Annotated in this window: 13 protein-coding genes; 10 read left to right on the top strand and 3 right to left on the bottom strand. The window is 64.4% G+C overall.

Features of this window, described 5'->3' with window-relative positions:
* Window positions 1-191 precede the first annotated feature (191 nt).
* Genes FAZ11_RS12445 through deoA form a run of 3 tightly spaced genes read left to right on the top strand, consistent with a single transcriptional unit; the run spans window position 192 to window position 2,864 of the window.
* On the top strand, window positions 192-1,115 hold the full coding sequence (locus FAZ11_RS12445; protein WP_058772616.1) for a nucleoside-specific channel-forming protein Tsx: 924 nt from the start codon (window positions 192-194) through the stop codon (window positions 1,113-1,115).
* Window positions 1,116-1,128: 13 nt separating this feature from the next.
* Window positions 1,129-1,542 carry a cytidine deaminase gene (locus tag FAZ11_RS12440; protein ID WP_058772615.1) on the top strand — a complete coding sequence of 138 codons (414 nt, stop codon included), beginning with the start codon at window positions 1,129-1,131 and terminating at the stop codon, window positions 1,540-1,542.
* An 11-nt stretch (window positions 1,543-1,553) separates the two neighbouring features.
* The gene (gene deoA / locus FAZ11_RS12435; RefSeq protein ID WP_058772614.1) at window positions 1,554-2,864 is read left to right on the top strand and encodes a thymidine phosphorylase; all 1,311 of its coding nucleotides are present in this window, start codon (window positions 1,554-1,556) and stop codon (window positions 2,862-2,864) included.
* Window positions 2,865-3,043: 179 nt separating this feature from the next.
* On the opposite strand, the gene FAZ11_RS12430 is transcribed toward deoA, so the two are convergent.
* Entirely contained in the window at window positions 3,044-3,856 is an 813-nt protein-coding gene (locus FAZ11_RS12430; RefSeq protein WP_058772613.1) for a cyclic nucleotide-binding domain-containing protein, read from the bottom strand.
* A gap of 131 nt (window positions 3,857-3,987) precedes the next feature.
* Window positions 3,988-5,535, bottom strand: coding sequence for a bifunctional aminoglycoside phosphotransferase/ATP-binding protein (locus FAZ11_RS12425; protein ID WP_058772612.1), 1,548 nt, complete (start codon window positions 5,533-5,535; stop codon window positions 3,988-3,990).
* Between the two features lie 153 nt (window positions 5,536-5,688).
* Between FAZ11_RS12425 and mrcB the strand changes: the two genes are divergently transcribed.
* Genes mrcB through FAZ11_RS12410 form a run of 3 tightly spaced genes read left to right on the top strand, consistent with a single transcriptional unit; the run spans window position 5,689 to window position 9,136 of the window.
* Window positions 5,689-8,031, top strand: a complete 2,343-nt coding sequence (gene mrcB / locus FAZ11_RS12420; protein WP_058772611.1) for a penicillin-binding protein 1B — start codon at window positions 5,689-5,691, stop codon at window positions 8,029-8,031.
* An 11-nt stretch (window positions 8,032-8,042) separates the two neighbouring features.
* Window positions 8,043-8,810 carry a hypothetical protein gene (locus FAZ11_RS12415; protein ID WP_058772610.1) on the top strand — a complete coding sequence of 256 codons (768 nt, stop codon included), beginning with the start codon at window positions 8,043-8,045 and terminating at the stop codon, window positions 8,808-8,810.
* Window positions 8,810-9,136, top strand: coding sequence for a YqcC family protein (locus FAZ11_RS12410; protein WP_058763267.1), 327 nt, complete (start codon window positions 8,810-8,812; stop codon window positions 9,134-9,136). Before FAZ11_RS12415 ends, FAZ11_RS12410 begins: the two co-directional genes overlap by 1 nt.
* Before the next feature lies 1 nt (window position 9,137).
* On the opposite strand, the gene FAZ11_RS12405 is transcribed toward FAZ11_RS12410, so the two are convergent.
* Window positions 9,138-9,602, bottom strand: a complete 465-nt coding sequence (locus FAZ11_RS12405; protein ID WP_058772609.1) for a DUF4124 domain-containing protein — start codon at window positions 9,600-9,602, stop codon at window positions 9,138-9,140.
* Window positions 9,603-9,998: 396 nt separating this feature from the next.
* Here FAZ11_RS12405 and FAZ11_RS12400 point away from each other — a divergent pair, with 396 nt between their 5' ends.
* The 4 genes from FAZ11_RS12400 (at window position 9,999) to pssA (ending at window position 14,280) form a co-directional block, all read left to right on the top strand.
* Entirely contained in the window at window positions 9,999-11,723 is a 1,725-nt protein-coding gene (locus FAZ11_RS12400; RefSeq protein ID WP_058763263.1) for an acetolactate synthase 3 large subunit, read from the top strand.
* A gap of 2 nt (window positions 11,724-11,725) precedes the next feature.
* On the top strand, window positions 11,726-12,217 hold the full coding sequence (ilvN, locus tag FAZ11_RS12395; RefSeq protein WP_007159690.1) for an acetolactate synthase small subunit: 492 nt from the start codon (window positions 11,726-11,728) through the stop codon (window positions 12,215-12,217).
* A gap of 26 nt (window positions 12,218-12,243) precedes the next feature.
* Window positions 12,244-13,260 carry a ketol-acid reductoisomerase gene (ilvC, locus tag FAZ11_RS12390; protein ID WP_058769148.1) on the top strand — a complete coding sequence of 339 codons (1,017 nt, stop codon included), beginning with the start codon at window positions 12,244-12,246 and terminating at the stop codon, window positions 13,258-13,260.
* Window positions 13,261-13,425: 165 nt separating this feature from the next.
* Window positions 13,426-14,280, top strand: a complete 855-nt coding sequence (gene pssA / locus FAZ11_RS12385; RefSeq protein WP_058763259.1) for a CDP-diacylglycerol--serine O-phosphatidyltransferase — start codon at window positions 13,426-13,428, stop codon at window positions 14,278-14,280.
* Window positions 14,281-14,639: the final 359 nt, after the last annotated feature.

The raw sequence follows: 14,639 nt of genomic DNA, 5'->3' as shown, positions 1-14,639 counted from the left end.
CGGTCTGCTCGGGTGTGAATGGTCCGATTCGGTGCAAATCATCCACAGCGTGCGCCAAAGGGATACCGCAAAGACCGCGATGGCGGGCTCTGCGACCGGCGCACCGCTCCATTCCCGCCCAGGGCTTCAGTTGGCACAACCTCTGCTGACCCGCTCCCGCCCCACTGCCGTCCCTATCAACAGGAGTTGTCATGCCTTCGTTTTTCTACCGTTGCCTCCCAGGTTGCCTGGCCCTGCTCGCCGCCCACCTCTGCTTTGCCGACACGCCGCCGGAAGACAGCGCCCAGGGGGAAACCGCCAGTACCGCCGCCCAGCCGACGACCAATCGCTCGCCTTACCTATCGTCCTGGTACAACCAGGACCTGACGCTGATCGGTAGCAAGGACATCAGCTTCGGCCCGCAGCCGGTGGACGACGTCTATCTGGAATACGAGTACTTCGGCCGCAAGGGTCCCTTCGAACTCTATGGCTACGTCGATGTGCCCAAGGTGCTGGGCATCGGCAACAGCCATGACTCCGGCGTCTGGGATCGCGGCTCGCCGCTGTTCATGGAGCACGAGCCACGGATTTCCCTCGATCAGCTAACGGGCCGCTCGCTGGCCTTCGGGCCGTTCAAGGAGTGGTACCTGGCCTTCGACTGGATCTACGACCATGGCAGCAGCCGGGCCAGCCGGCAGAACACCCTCTATGCCGGCTTCGGGACCGATATCGAGACCCATACCCCGGTATTGCTTTCGGCCAACCTCTACGGCCGCCGCCAGTGGGACAACTATGGCGCCGCCAACGAGGACTCCTGGGATGGCTATCGGGCGCAGCTCAAGTACATCTGGCCGCTGGGCAAGTTCGACAATGGCGCCTCTCTGACCTACGTTGGCTTCACCAACTTCGATTTCGGCTCCAAGCTGGGCGACGAACCGGGTCGCACGGCCAACGCCACCGTGTCCACCAACGTGCTGCTGTATGCCTTCACCCACCTGCGCTTCATGTTCGCCGCGCGCCACTTCCACAATGGCGGCAACTGGCGCGACGGCACCGAGCTGAACTTCGGCGAGGGCTCCTTCGAGGGGCGCTCCAACGGCTGGGGCTACTATGCGGGGGTGGGCTATCAATTCTGATCTGGAGATTGTCATGAGTACCCATTTGCCCGCGCATCTCGCTGCGCTCCTTCCGGAAGCGGTCGCCGCCGCCCAGCGCGCCTACTGCCCGCACTCCGAGTTTCCCGTGGGCGCTGCCCTGCTGACCGCCGAGGGCGCGGTCGTCCACGGCTGCAACGTGGAAAACATCTCCTACGGCCTGACCAACTGCGCCGAGCGCAGCGCCCTGTTCGCTGCCATCAGCCAGGGCCTGCCACCACGCAGCTTCACCGCCATGGCCATCCATGCGCCGGGCGTGCCCCTGATCAGCCCCTGCGGCGCCTGTCGCCAGGTGCTGCTGGAGCTGATGGCGCCCGACGCGACCATCGTCTGCAGCGGCAGCGAGCCGGGGCTGACCCGCACCTGGACCCTCGCCGAACTGCTGCCCGGCGCCTTCGACGACTTCTAAGGAGTCCGCCCATGTGGCTCGCCCAGGAAGTGATCCGCCAGAAGCGCGATGGCCTGGAGCTGTCGGCGGCGGATCTCCAGCGCTTCGTCCAAGGCATCGCCGACGACAGCATCAGTGAAGGCCAGATCGCCGCCTTCGCCATGGCCACCCTGCTGCGTGGCATGACGCCCGCCGAACGCACCGCCCTGACCCTGGCCATGCGTGACAGCGGCCAGGTGCTGCACTGGGACCTGCCCGGGCCGGTGGTGGACAAACACTCCACCGGTGGCGTGGGTGACCTCACCAGCCTGGTGCTGGCGCCGTTGCTCGCTGCCTGCGGTTGCCATGTACCCATGATCTCCGGTCGCGGCCTGGGTCACACGGGCGGCACCCTGGACAAGCTGGAAAGCATTCCCGGCTATCGCATCCGTCCCGGACTGGCGCGCTTTCGCCAGGTGGTGGCCGAGGTGGGGTGTGCCATCGTCGGTCCCGACGCCGATCTCGCCCCGGCCGATCGCCGGCTCTACGCCATCCGTGACGTCACCGCCACGGTGGAATCCCTGGACCTGATCACCGCCTCCATCCTGGCGAAGAAACTCGCCGCTGGCCTCGCTGTGCTGGTCATGGACGTCAAGACCGGCGGTGGTGCCTTCATGGCGGAGGAGGGGGACGCCCTCCGCCTGGCCGACAGCATCGTCGAGGTCGCCGAGGCCGCGGGCGTGCGCACGCGAGCCCTGGTCACCGACATGGACCAGCCCCTGGCGCGTTCGGCCGGCAATGCCTTGGAGGTGGAAGAGGCCATCGCCCTGCTGGCGGGCGAGGTGCGTAGCGAGCGCCTCTGGCAGGTGGTCCAGGCCCTGGCTGAAGAGGCGCTGCAACTGGCCGGCTTGGCCTGCGATGCCGCCACGGCCAGGGGCCTGGTGCTGGACGCCTGGCACAGTGGCGCGGCGCTGCAGCGCTTCGCCGCCATGAACCAGGCGCTGGGCGGTCCCGCCGAGCTGACTGCCCAGCCCTGGCAGCATCTGCCGCGGGCGCCAGTCGTCCGTGCCATCGCTCCGCTGAGGCCTGGCTGGGTACAGCGTGTCGACACCCGGGCGCTCGGCCTGCTGGTGGTCAGGCTGGGCGGCGGTCGGCAACGACCGGAAGACGTCATAGACCCTGCGGTGGGGCTGGCCGGGTTGGCGCTGCCGGGCGAGCGGGTGGACGAGTTGCGGCCGCTGGGCCTGATCCATGCCCGTGATGCCGCCGCGGCGGAGTGGGCCGCGGTAGCGCTACGGGCGGCCTATGAGATCGGTGATGGCATTGCCCACGCTAGTGCGGAGCCGGTGGTCGCGTGGCGTTAGGCCCGAATTCCGGACAAAAAAAGACCCGGCAGAGCCGGGTCCAAAACCGTGATTAGCCTGATGAGGAGATAACCCGAAAGACCAACTGCTGGACCTTCAGTTATCGACCAGTCTCGCGACCGGCTGAGTTGAATAATAACAATTCTCATTCCATCGTCAAGCGTATTCGAGAATATTTCTTAATTACTGGCTGGGGAGCGCTCCGGGGCCCCGCGCAAGCGGGTGACTTCCTTGTTCAGCGAATCGATATGGCGGGCCATGTTCTCGATCAGGCTATGGGCAATGCGCGGGGTGGACTCCATCAGTTGCACGAACTGGTCCTGCGGAATCACCAGCACCGTGCAAGCGGTCTTGGCGATCACGCTGGCGGTACGGGGCGTATGGCTGAAGACCGCCAGCGCTCCGACGATCTCGTCCTGGCAGACCTCGCCGACCTTGCAGCCGTCCACCCAGGCTTCGGCATGTCCCTCGGTGATGACGAACACATGCTCGGCGGAGTCGCCCTGGCGAATGATCTCTTCGCCGGCGGCGTAGCGTTGGAAGCCGGTCGCCGGCTGGGTCACCGGCGGCTTGAGGCGGGTCAGGGCATCGGCCAGCAGGGCCTGCTGGCCGAGCAGATAGCGCAGCAGGGCATCGCGCAGGGCGGGGGTGGCGGTCGCCGCATTGAGGAAGGCTTCCCGGCCATAGGGCTGCACCAGGATGTCGGCATCGCCTTCATAGGCGAGCGGGGGCAGGTCGAGCGCCTGGCCCAGGCCGATCAGATCGCCGTCGCCGAGCACGAACAGCGCCCGCTGGTCCAGCACCACCCGCAGCGGGCCCTGCTGGATCAGATAGACCTCATCATCGCGCATCCAATTTTGCGAGAATTCTGCAGCGCTTAGCTGCAACGATGGCCGGCTCGGCGATACGCCACTGAGCAATTGCGCGGGAATGGCCTGCAACGCCTGGCGCAACTGATCGACATAGGGAGGCTGGTCGCCGATGAGGTACATGGTGCCAATTCCTTCTTGTTACGCAGAGGTTGTGACGTGGGTCGCACGATAAGCCGCTCGTCGGCAACCGTAAATCCACAACGCCATGAGCTGTGACGGAACGCTTGTTCTTGACCCCGAGAGGTCGGGAGTCATTTCGCCGGGCGACCCAGGCGGTGGGCGATTCGAGCGGGCAGCGCCTCGAGCTGTCCGGCACGTCCCAGCTCTACGATCAGCGCGCGATTCTGCTCGGCAGGTTCCAAGGGGTCCTGCGCCTGACGCTGCGCCGCCACCACCGCAAGCGTCGCCTCGGACGGATCGGTACCCTGGGCCTGGCGCTCCTGCAGCCATTGGGCGATCAGTTCGTCATCCGCCTGGCAGTCGATGATCAGCAGCGGTGCGCCCTGGGCCTCGGCCAGGGCCAGGGCGGCCTGGCGCTGCGCCTGCTTGAGATAGGTGGCATCGAGCGCCAGCGCATAGCCGGCCGCCAATACCTGGGCACCCAATTCATGCAGACGGGCATAGGTGGCCTCACCCGCAGCAGCGCTGTAGCGCACCGCCTCGTCGCTGTCGGCATAGAGTCGCTGGCGCTCGACGTCGGACCTCAGGCGGATGGCGCCGAGCGCCTCGACCAGTTCCAAGGCCACGGTGCTCTTGCCGATGCCCGATACCCCGTGCATCACCGCCACGAACGGCTGCGGGACCTGGGTATAGCCCTCGGCCAAGGCGGTATAGCTGCGATAGCTCGCCAGGATCTCGGCACGCAGCTCAGGCTCCTCGGCCTGGCCCAGGCGGAAGAGGGCGATCTTGGCCCGCACCATGGCGCGGTAGGCCTTGTAGAAGTCCAGCAGCGCGAGTCCAGCGTAGTCGCCGGTGGCCTCGAAGTAGGCGTTGACGAATCTATGGCTCAGCGCCTTGAGGCCACGATCCTCCAGATCCATGGCCAGGAAACCGGCATCGCCCAGGGTATCGGTCAGGCGGAAGGGCTCGTTGAATTCGATGCAATCGAACAGCACCACCTCGCCGTCGAGCAGGGTGGCGTTGGCCAGATGGATGTCACCGTGGCACTCGCGGATGTAGCCGTCGCGGCAGCGTGCCTCGAACAACGGCAGCAGGCGGGCATAGCTGGCCTCGGCCCAGGCTTCGAGTTGCGCCAACTGTTTGAAGTCGGCTGGCTCGCTCAGCATGGCGCGGATCTGTTCGAAGTTCTGCCGTACCGGCGCCATGGCGGCATCCGGCGTACACAGCGGATGATCGGTGGCGACCCGTGGCGCCGCCAGATGGAAGCGCGCGATCTGTTCGGCCAGGGCATCGATGTGAGCGGCGCTCAAGTCGCCGCGCTTCTGGAGTTCGCTGAGCAACTGGCTCTGCGGGAATTCACGCATGCGCAGGGCGTACTCGATTACCGGTCCCTCGCCCCCCAGTTGCGGTGCGCTCTCGCTACCCGTGATGGCTACCACGTCCTGATAGAGATCGCGCGTCAGGCGTTGATTGAGCCGCAGCTCCTCCCGGCAGAAATGTCCACGCGCTTCCAGATCGGTGAAATCCAGGAAGCCGAAATTCACCGGCTTCTTGATCTTGTAGGCGACGTCGCCGGTCAGCACGACCCAGGAAATATGGGTTTCGATGACCCTGATCGCCGACGTCGGATGGGGGTAGAGCGCCGGGTTCTGCAGGGCGGAAATCAGGAGCTGGCTCACGGGCGATCCTTATAGGGAATGGATGCCGGCATTATCGCTGCCGGGGCTGCCCATGCAAGCGGCCATCCTGGGCTGAATCCGCGTTGAATGAGCGCTGACGAAGCGCTGGTTGGCCGGTGTCGACGCTGGGCAACCTGCGTATAATGCGCCGCCATGAAGCGACCCCGATCCTCTCGTTCCCGCAAGCGCAAGACCTTCGACTGGCGCCGCCTGTCCGGCTGGGCAGTCAAGCTCGGTCTGGTTGCGCTGGTAGCCCTGGCAGGCCTGTGCATCTATCTCGATGCCGTGGTCCAGGAAAAATTCTCCGGCAAGCGCTGGACCATTCCGGCCAAGGTCTATGCCCGACCGCTGGAATTGTTCAACGGCGTCAAGCTCAGCCGTGACGACTTCCTCACCGAACTCGATGCCCTCGGCTATCGCCGCGAGAAGACCCTGGATGGTCCGGGTAGCGTCTCCGTGGGTGCGTCCACGGTCGATCTGGATACCCGGGGTTTCCAGTTCTATGAAGGCATGGAGCCGCCGCGGGCGATCCGTGTGCGCTTCGCCGGCAGCACCGTCTCCAGCGTCACCTCCCTGGACGGCCACAACATCGCCGTGGCCCGCCTCGAACCCCTGATGATCGGCGGCATCTACCCGGCGCACAATGAAGACCGCATTCTGATCAAACTCGATCAGGCGCCCCCGTACCTGATCGATGGCCTGGTCGCGGTCGAGGATCGCGAGTTCTGGCATCACCACGGCGTCTCGCCCAAGTCCATTGCCCGGGCCATCTGGGTCAATGCCACCAGCGGCCAGGTGCGCCAGGGCGGCAGTACCCTGACCCAGCAGTTGGTCAAGAACTTCTATCTCACCAACGAGCGCAGCATCACCCGTAAGGGCACCGAAGCCCTCATGGCGTTGCTCCTGGAATTGCACTACAGCAAGCAGGAAATCCTCGAGGCCTACCTCAACGAGGTGTTCCTCGGTCAGGATGGCTCGCGCGCCATCCACGGCTTCGGTCTGGCCGCCCAGTACTTCTTCGGTCAGCCCTTCAGTGAGCTGAAACTGCAGCAGGTCGCCCTGCTGGTCGGCCTGGTGAAGGGGCCGTCCTACTACAACCCGCGGCGTTATCCCGAACGCGCCCTGGCCCGCCGCAACCTGGTGCTCGACGTCATGGCCGAGCAGGGTGTCATCACCCCCACCGAGGCCGAGGCCGCCAAGGCCAAGCCGCTGGGCATCACCAAGGCCGGCAGCCTGACCAACAGCTCCTTCCCGGCCTTCGTCGATCTGGTCAAGCGCCAGCTCAAGCAGGACTACCGCGACGAAGACCTCACCGAAGAAGGCCTGCGCATCTTCACCAGCTTCGATCCCATCCTGCAGACCAAGGCCGAAGCGGCCATGGCCGAGGCCATGAAGCGCATCGACGGGCGCAAGGGTGCGGAGAACGTCGAGGCGGCCATGGTGGTGAGCAATCCGGAAACCGGCGAGGTCCAGGCCCTGCTCGGTGGCCGCGATCCCCGCTTCGCCGGCTACAACCGGGCCCTCGACGCGGTCCGCCAAGTCGGCTCGCTGATCAAGCCCGCGGTGTACCTCACCGCCCTGGAACGACCCAGCAAGTACACCCTGACCACCCTAATCCAGGACGAACCCTTCTCGGTCAAGGGCGCTGACGGCCAGGTCTGGCGACCGCAGAACTACGAGCACAAGGCCCACGGCACCATCTTCCTCTATCAGGGGCTGGCGCATTCCTACAACCTGTCCACCGCCCGGCTGGGTCTGGACCTGGGTGTGCCCGAGGTGCTCAAGACCGTCCAGCGCCTGGGCGTGAGTCGCGAGCTGCCACCCTATCCCGCCGTGCTGCTCGGCGCCGGTGCCCTCACGCCGATGGAAGTGAGCACCATGTACCAGACCATCGCCAACGGCGGCTTCAACACCCCGCTGCGCAGCATCCGCAGTGTGCTCGCCGCCAATGGCGAGCCGCTCAAGCGTTATCCCTTCCAGATCGAGCAACGCTTCGATTCCGGCGCCATCTACCTGCTGCAGTACGCCATGCAGCGGGTCATGCGCGAGGGCACCGGGCGTTCGGTCTACAACCAGATCCCGGCCAGCATCAACCTGGCGGGCAAGACCGGTACCACCAACGACTCCCGCGACAGCTGGTTCGCCGGCTTCAGCCAGGATCTGCTCTCGGTGGTCTGGCTCGGTCGTGACGACAACGGCAAGACCCCCCTGACCGGCGCCACCGGCGCCCTGCAGGTGTGGACCAACTTCATGCGTCGCGCCGATCCGGTTTCGCTGGACATGCCGGTACCCGACAACGTGGTCCAGGCCTGGGTGGATGCCACCACGGGTCGGGGCACGGATCCCTCGTGTCCCAATGCCGTACAGATGCCTTATATTCGCGGCAGTGAGCCCCCGCCGGGGGCCTCCTGTGGTGCGCCTGCCGCACCGGCCGCCGACGGCAATGGCAAGGGCGGTAATCCGGTCATGGATTGGGTCAAGGGTTGGTTGAATTGAGAGGTCGCAAGGTGACGAAAGCAGTTTGGCCGGTCCTCATCGCCGGCGTTCTTCTCGCCGGTTGCGCCGCGCCCCAGCGTGGTGCCATCCCCGTGGTCGATTCCGGTGCTCCCGTCTCCAACGGCGAACTCTATCGCCAGGGCAACAATCGTCCCGTGCCGGTCCAGCGTCAGGCAGCCGTGGCGACCGCCCCGGCGGACTCCGGCGTGACCGTCATGGTGCCGAAGGGCGATTCCGCGCCGCTGCAAACCTATGCCGCTCCTGCCGCCTCCACGCCCCTGATCACCTCGTCCAGCTCCAGCGCACCCGCTACCCAGGCAGCGGTGCAGCCGAGCTATTCGCAGCCGGTCTATCCGCCGGCCAACCAGGGTGGCTACACCGCGCCCAGCACGGCGCCTACCGGCATTCCGTCGACGAATACCTCTAACGGTAGTGGTCTGGCGGCCGACGAACAGCTCGACGGTCCGGTGCTGGCCCTGCTGACCACGGCGCAGCAACAGCAGACCGGTGGTGACCTCAATGGCGCCTCCTCGAGTCTGGAGCGGGCCATGCGCATCGCGCCACGCGAGCCCCAGGTGCTCTATCGCCTGGCCCAGGTGCGTCTGGCACAGAACGATCCCGCTCAGGGCGAGCAACTGGCGCGCCGTGCGCTGACCTATGCCAGCGGTCGGCCCGCACTGCAGGCCAGTCTCTGGCAACTGATCGGCCAGGCCCGGGAGGCCCAGGGCGATGCATCAGGTGCCGCCCTGGCCCGGCAGAAAGCCCAGGTGGGCACCTGATGGACGGGCGCCTGCCGGCGCTGGCCGATCAACTGCTGCAGATCGAGCGTGAGCTGCGGCTGCTCGGCTGGTGGTCGGCGCAAGCCCCCAGCGCCGAAGCCCTGGCCAGTCAGGAGCCCTTCTGCGTGGATACCCTGAGCTTCGCCCAATGGCTGCAGTGGATCTTCCTGCCGCGGATGAAGCTGATCATCGAAAGCGACGCGGCGCTGCCCGCGCGCTCGGGGATAAGGCCGATGGCCGAGGTCGTCTATCAAGGCAACCTCGATCCCGTGCTGCCGCTGCTCGCTACCCTGGCCGAATTCGACCGGATCATCGAGAGCGCCTGAGCTACTTGCCGCAGTTCTGCTCGATCGATAGTTGGGTCTCGGCCAGCCGCTGCTGGCGTTCTTCCTCGGTCAGGCGACGGGTCTCGCCACGTCCCGACTGCACCAGGATGCGCGGATTGTTTCTCAGCTGCGCCAGATTCTGGCGCGCCTGATCACACTGCGCCTTGAGCTTGGCCTGATCTTCGCGCACCTGGGCCTTGACCTTGCGATCCAGCTCCTGCTGCTGGGCATCGTTGGAGACCGACGGCTGCTGGGCGCCATTGGGCATCTTGTAAGTGGGCGCGCTGCCACCGCCGTTGATCTGCGGCGCCACCTTCACGTCCACCTCGTTGGCCTTCTGGCCGTCGGGCGGCTGGGCACTGAAATGGGTGACGCCCTTGTCGTCGGTCCACTTGTAGACTTGAGCGGCCTGCACGGACAGGCCGCAGGCAAGGGCAAGGGCGGAAAGCCAGAAGATCGGACGCATGGGAATCCTGGAGGCGAAAGGACAAGACCTCACTATAAGAGGTGGCGTCGACCTTTTCATCCGCGCCGACTACCCGTAGCCGATTGTGTGCTGCCACACCTTTCGGCTTGACTTGCGCCGGTCGAATGCGAACAATCCAAAGTTCGCTGTAGCGAATCGGCCCAAAGCTGACTCCTCGGCAGACCATGAGGTGCCTACCCGCGCCGCCACAGTCAAATACCCTGCACCGCGTTACCTCGCGTCGGGTGGAAGCTCCAGCATTCATCGGAACCTTCCAACAAGGCTTTCTAGGCAGCTGAATCGTCGGTGATCACCGTCGCCCGTGCTCTGCCTTGCAGTCAACCGAACCTTGAACGTCCCTGATGGGCGTTCGCCACGCGTGGAATGAGGTGATACGTGGAGCTATTAACTGGCGCTGAGATGGTCGTCCGCTTCTTGCGCGACGAGGGCGTGAAACACATCTACGGGTACCCGGGCGGTGCCCTGCTGCACATCTACGACGCCCTGTTCAAGGAACCGGCGCTCAACCACATCCTGGTTCGCCACGAGCAGGCCGCGACCCACATGGCTGACGGCTATGCCCGCGCCACCGGCAAGGCCGGTGTGGTGCTGGTGACCTCCGGCCCCGGCGCGACCAATGCCATTACCGGTATCGCCACGGCCTACATGGACTCCATCCCCATGGTGGTCCTGTCCGGCCAGGTGCCGAGCAACATGGTGGGTACCGACGCCTTCCAGGAAACCGACATGGTCGGTATCTCCCGGCCGATCGTGAAACACAGCTTCATCATCAAGCATCCCTCCGAGATCCCCGAGGTCCTCAAGAAGGCCTTCTACCTCGCCGAATCCGGTCGTCCCGGCCCGGTCGTGGTGGACATTCCCAAGGACATGGGCGATCCGACCAAGAAGTACGAATACGTCTATCCGAAGAAGGTCAAGCTGCGCTCCTATAACCCGGCGCAACGGGGCCATTCCGGCCAGATCCGCAAGGCCGTCGAGATGCTCGTGGCCGCCAAGCGCCCGATCCTCTACGCGGGCGGTGGCGTCATCCTCGGCGGTGCCTCGGGCGCTCTCACCGAGCTGGCCCGCCTGCTCAACCTGCCGGTCACCAATACGCTGATGGGCCTCGGCGCCTATCCGGGCAGCGATCGCCAGTTCCTCGGCATGCTCGGCATGCACGGCAGCTACCCGGCCAACCTGGCCATGCACCACAGCGACGTCATCCTCGCCGTGGGTGCGCGCTTCGATGACCGCGTCATCAACGGCGCCAAGCGCTTCTGCCCCAACGCCAAGATCATCCACGTCGACATCGATCCGGCCTCCATCTCCAAGACCATCAAGGCCGACGTGCCCATCGTCGGTCCAGTGGACAGCGTCCTCGCCGAGATGGTCGCCGTCGTCCGTGAGCTGAACGAGAAGCCCCATGCCGAAAGCCAGGCCACCTGGTGGAAGCAGATCGAGGAGTGGCGCGGCAATCGCGGCCTGTTCCCCTACAACAAGGGCGACGGCAGCATCATCAAGCCGCAGACCGTCATCGAGACCCTGTACGACGTCACTGCGGGCGATGCCTACATCACCTCCGATGTCGGCCAGCACCAGATGTTCGCCGCCCAGTACTACCTGTACGACAAGCCCAATCGCTGGATCAACTCCGGTGGTCTCGGCACCATGGGCTTCGGCTTCCCGGCGGCCATGGGCGTCAAGCTCAACTTCCCCGATGCCGACGTCGCCTGCGTCACCGGCGAAGGCAGCGTGCAGATGAACATCCAGGAACTCTCCACCTGCATGCAGTACGACCTGCCGGTGAAGATCGTCTGCCTCAACAACGGTGCCCTGGGCATGGTTCGCCAGTGGCAGGACATGCAGTACAGCAGCCGTTACTCCCACTCCTACATGGAATCCCTGCCGGACTTCGTCAAGCTGGCCGAGGCCTATGGCCACGTCGGCATGCGCATCCAGCGTCTGGAAGACCTCAAGCCGATGATGGCCGAGGCTTTCGCCATGAAGGATCGCCTGGTCTTCCTCGACATCGCCGTGGACAACACCGAACACGTCTACCCGATGCAGATCAAGGATGGCGCGATGCGCGACATGTGGCTGAGCAAGACGGAGCGGACCTGAACATGAGACACATCATCTCCCTGCTGCTGGAAAACGAGCCCGGTGCCCTGTCCCGTGTGGTCGGCCTGTTCTCCCAGCGCAACTACAACATCGAAAGCCTCACGGTCGCCGCGACCGAGGACCCGACCCTGTCGCGCCTGACCCTGACCACCATCGGCCAGGAAGAGACGGTCGAGCAGATCACCAAGAACCTCAACAAGCTCATCGAGGTGGTGAAACTGGTCAACCTGTCCGAGAGCGCCCATATCGAGCGCGAACTCCTGCTGATTAAGGTCAAGGCCACCGGTGCCCAGCGCGCCGAGGTCAAGCGCACCACCGACATCTTCCGCGGCCAGATCGTGGACGTCGGCAGCAGCGTGTATACCATTCAGCTGGCCGGCACCAGCGAGAAGATCGACAGCTTCATCCAGGCGATCGGCGCCGCGTCCATCCTCGAGGTGGTACGTAGCGGCGTGACCGGAATATCCCGTGGCGACAAAGCCCTGAGCATCTGATACCCCCTTTTCCAGGAGAACCTGCAATGCGCGTTTACTACGATAAAGACTGTGACCTTTCCATCATCCAGGGCAAGAAGGTCGCCATCATCGGCTACGGCTCCCAGGGCCACGCCCACGCCTGCAACCTGAAGGACTCCGGCGTCGACGTCATCGTCGGTCTGCGCACCGGCTCCGCCACCGTGGCCAAGGCCGAGGCCCATGGCCTGACCGTCAAGCCGGTGAAGGATGCCGTTGCCTCCGCCGACGTGGTCATGATCCTGACCCCCGACGAATTCCAGTCCAAGCTGTACAAGGACGAGATCGAGCCGAACCTGAAGCAGGGCGCCACCCTGGCCTTCGCTCACGGTTTCGCCATCCACTACAACCAGGTCGTGCCCCGCGCTGACCTGGACGTCATCATGATCGCCCCCAAGGCCCCGGGCCACACCGTGCGCTCCGAATTCGTCAAAGGCGGCGGCATTCCTGATCTGGTCGCCGTTCACCAGGACGCTTCCGGCAACGCCAAGAACGTGGCCCTGTCCTACGCCTGTGGCGTTGGCGGCGGCCGTACCGGCATCATCGAAACCACCTTCAAGGACGAGACCGAAACCGACCTGTTCGGTGAGCAGGCCGTTCTGTGCGGCGGTGCGGTCGAGCTGGTCAAGGCCGGTTTCGAAACCCTGGTCGAAGCTGGCTACGCGCCGGAAATGGCCTACTTCGAGTGCCTGCACGAGCTGAAGCTGATCGTCGACCTCATGTACGAAGGCGGCATCGCCAACATGAACTACTCGATCTCCAACAACGCCGAGTACGGCGAGTACGTGACTGGCCCCGAAGTCATCAACGCCGAGTCCCGCGCTGCCATGAAGAATGCGCTCAAGCGCATCCAGAACGGCGAATACGCCAAGATGTTCGTGGCTGAAGGCGCTTCCAACTACGCCTCCATGACCGCCTACCGCCGCAACAACGCTGCTCACCCCATCGAGCAGGTGGGCGAGAAGCTGCGCGCCATGATGCCTTGGATCGCGTCGAACAAGATCGTCGACAAGACCAAGAACTGATCGGGCAGGGCGCCTGCCCTGTAACGAACGGTAAAGGACGCGGCCTCGGCCGCGTTTTTTATTGCACTGCCCATGCCCTCGGCAATGCCTTAGCATGGGAGGTTAGGCTGAACCCTGCCCGCATGGGGTCAGTCCAATCCGTCAGGTAATGCCCAAGGAAAATCCATGAGCGAGCATCCCGAAGAAAATCCGTCCAACACCACCACCGACGGCATCCTCCCCGTGGATGAGCACATCGAAGAGACGCAAGACGCCCAGGGGCGCAAGATCAGGCGCCGTGGCGTGTACCTGCTGCCCAATCTCTTCACTACAGCCGCACTATTCGCCGGCCTCTATTCGATCATCAAGGGTGTGGCGGCCCAGACCGCCTTTACCCAGGGGCAATATGAAGTCGCCTCGGCAAGCTTCTCGGCTGCCGCCGCCGCGATCTTCATCGCCATGGTCCTGGATGGACTGGATGGGCGTGTCGCCCGTATGACCAACACCCAGAGCGCCTTCGGCGAACAATACGATTCGCTGTCTGACATGGTCGCCTTCGGTGTCGCTCCGGCGATCCTGGCCTACCAATGGGCGCTCAGCGGCCTGGGCAATGTCGGCTGGGCCGTCGCCTTCATCTATGTAGCTGGCGCTGCCCTGCGTCTAGCGCGCTTCAATACCCAGATCGGCTCGGTGGACAAGCGCTACTTCATTGGCCTGGCCAGTCCTTCGGCCGCGGCCCTGGTAGCCGGTACCGTCTGGTGCTTCAGCGATTTCGGCATTCTGGGCTCCAAGCTGTCCTTGCTCGTTGCCCTGATGGTGGCTGCTGCTGGCATGCTCATGGTCAGCAACTTCAAGTATTGGAGCTTCAAGACTCTCGGTCTCAAAGGGCGGGTACCTTTTGTGGTCATCCTGATCGCCGTACTCATCTTCGCCGTGATCTTCACCGATCCGCCACGCGTCCTGCTGCTGGGCTTCCTGGCCTATGCCGTCTCCGGCCCTGTCATGACCCTTTGGCGCGGCCGTCGCACTAGCCGAGCCTAAGTAGCTAAAGAAGGGGCTGCGCGAGCAGCCCCTTCTTTTTTGCCTTTTTGAAAAATAACCTGTTGACGCCCTCCGAAACTCCCCTATAATGCGCCCCACTTCCGGCGCAGACGCTGAAGGGCTTGAAAATCAAGCACTTAGGTCTGAGTCGGGCGAGGGGTCTATGGAGTCCTCGCTGCTTGGTCAACGCCTCAGGGCGATGATGAAGTGAAGGGGAGGGGTTGACAGCGTCTTAGGATGCTGTAGGATTCGCCTCCCGCTGCCGCGATCGGTTGATCTGGTCACGGCGGTGCAAGTGGTTGAGTTGAAACGAAAAAGTTCAAATCAACGCTTGACAGGATGTGAGGCTAGCGTAGAAT

It is taken from the genome of Pseudomonas rhizoryzae (genome assembly GCF_005250615.1).
Classification (GTDB): Bacteria; Pseudomonadota; Gammaproteobacteria; order Pseudomonadales; family Pseudomonadaceae; genus Chryseomonas; species Chryseomonas rhizoryzae.
Note: the sequence above shows the minus strand (reverse complement) of the source record. Positions and strands in the feature narration are given on the sequence as shown.

Coding starts and splice junctions, on each gene's coding strand:
- FAZ11_RS12445 (WP_058772616.1), top strand. CDS start 192: ATGCCTTCGTTTTTCTACCGTTGCCTCCCAGGTTGCCTGGCCCTGCTC.
- FAZ11_RS12440 (WP_058772615.1), top strand. CDS start 1,129: ATGAGTACCCATTTGCCCGCGCATCTCGCTGCGCTCCTTCCGGAAGCG.
- deoA (WP_058772614.1), top strand. CDS start 1,554: ATGTGGCTCGCCCAGGAAGTGATCCGCCAGAAGCGCGATGGCCTGGAG.
- FAZ11_RS12430 (WP_058772613.1), bottom strand. CDS start 3,856: ATGTACCTCATCGGCGACCAGCCTCCCTATGTCGATCAGTTGCGCCAG.
- mrcB (WP_058772611.1), top strand. CDS start 5,689: ATGAAGCGACCCCGATCCTCTCGTTCCCGCAAGCGCAAGACCTTCGAC.
- FAZ11_RS12410 (WP_058763267.1), top strand. CDS start 8,810: ATGGACGGGCGCCTGCCGGCGCTGGCCGATCAACTGCTGCAGATCGAG.
- FAZ11_RS12405 (WP_058772609.1), bottom strand. CDS start 9,602: ATGCGTCCGATCTTCTGGCTTTCCGCCCTTGCCCTTGCCTGCGGCCTG.
- ilvN (WP_007159690.1), top strand. CDS start 11,726: ATGAGACACATCATCTCCCTGCTGCTGGAAAACGAGCCCGGTGCCCTG.
- ilvC (WP_058769148.1), top strand. CDS start 12,244: ATGCGCGTTTACTACGATAAAGACTGTGACCTTTCCATCATCCAGGGC.
- pssA (WP_058763259.1), top strand. CDS start 13,426: ATGAGCGAGCATCCCGAAGAAAATCCGTCCAACACCACCACCGACGGC.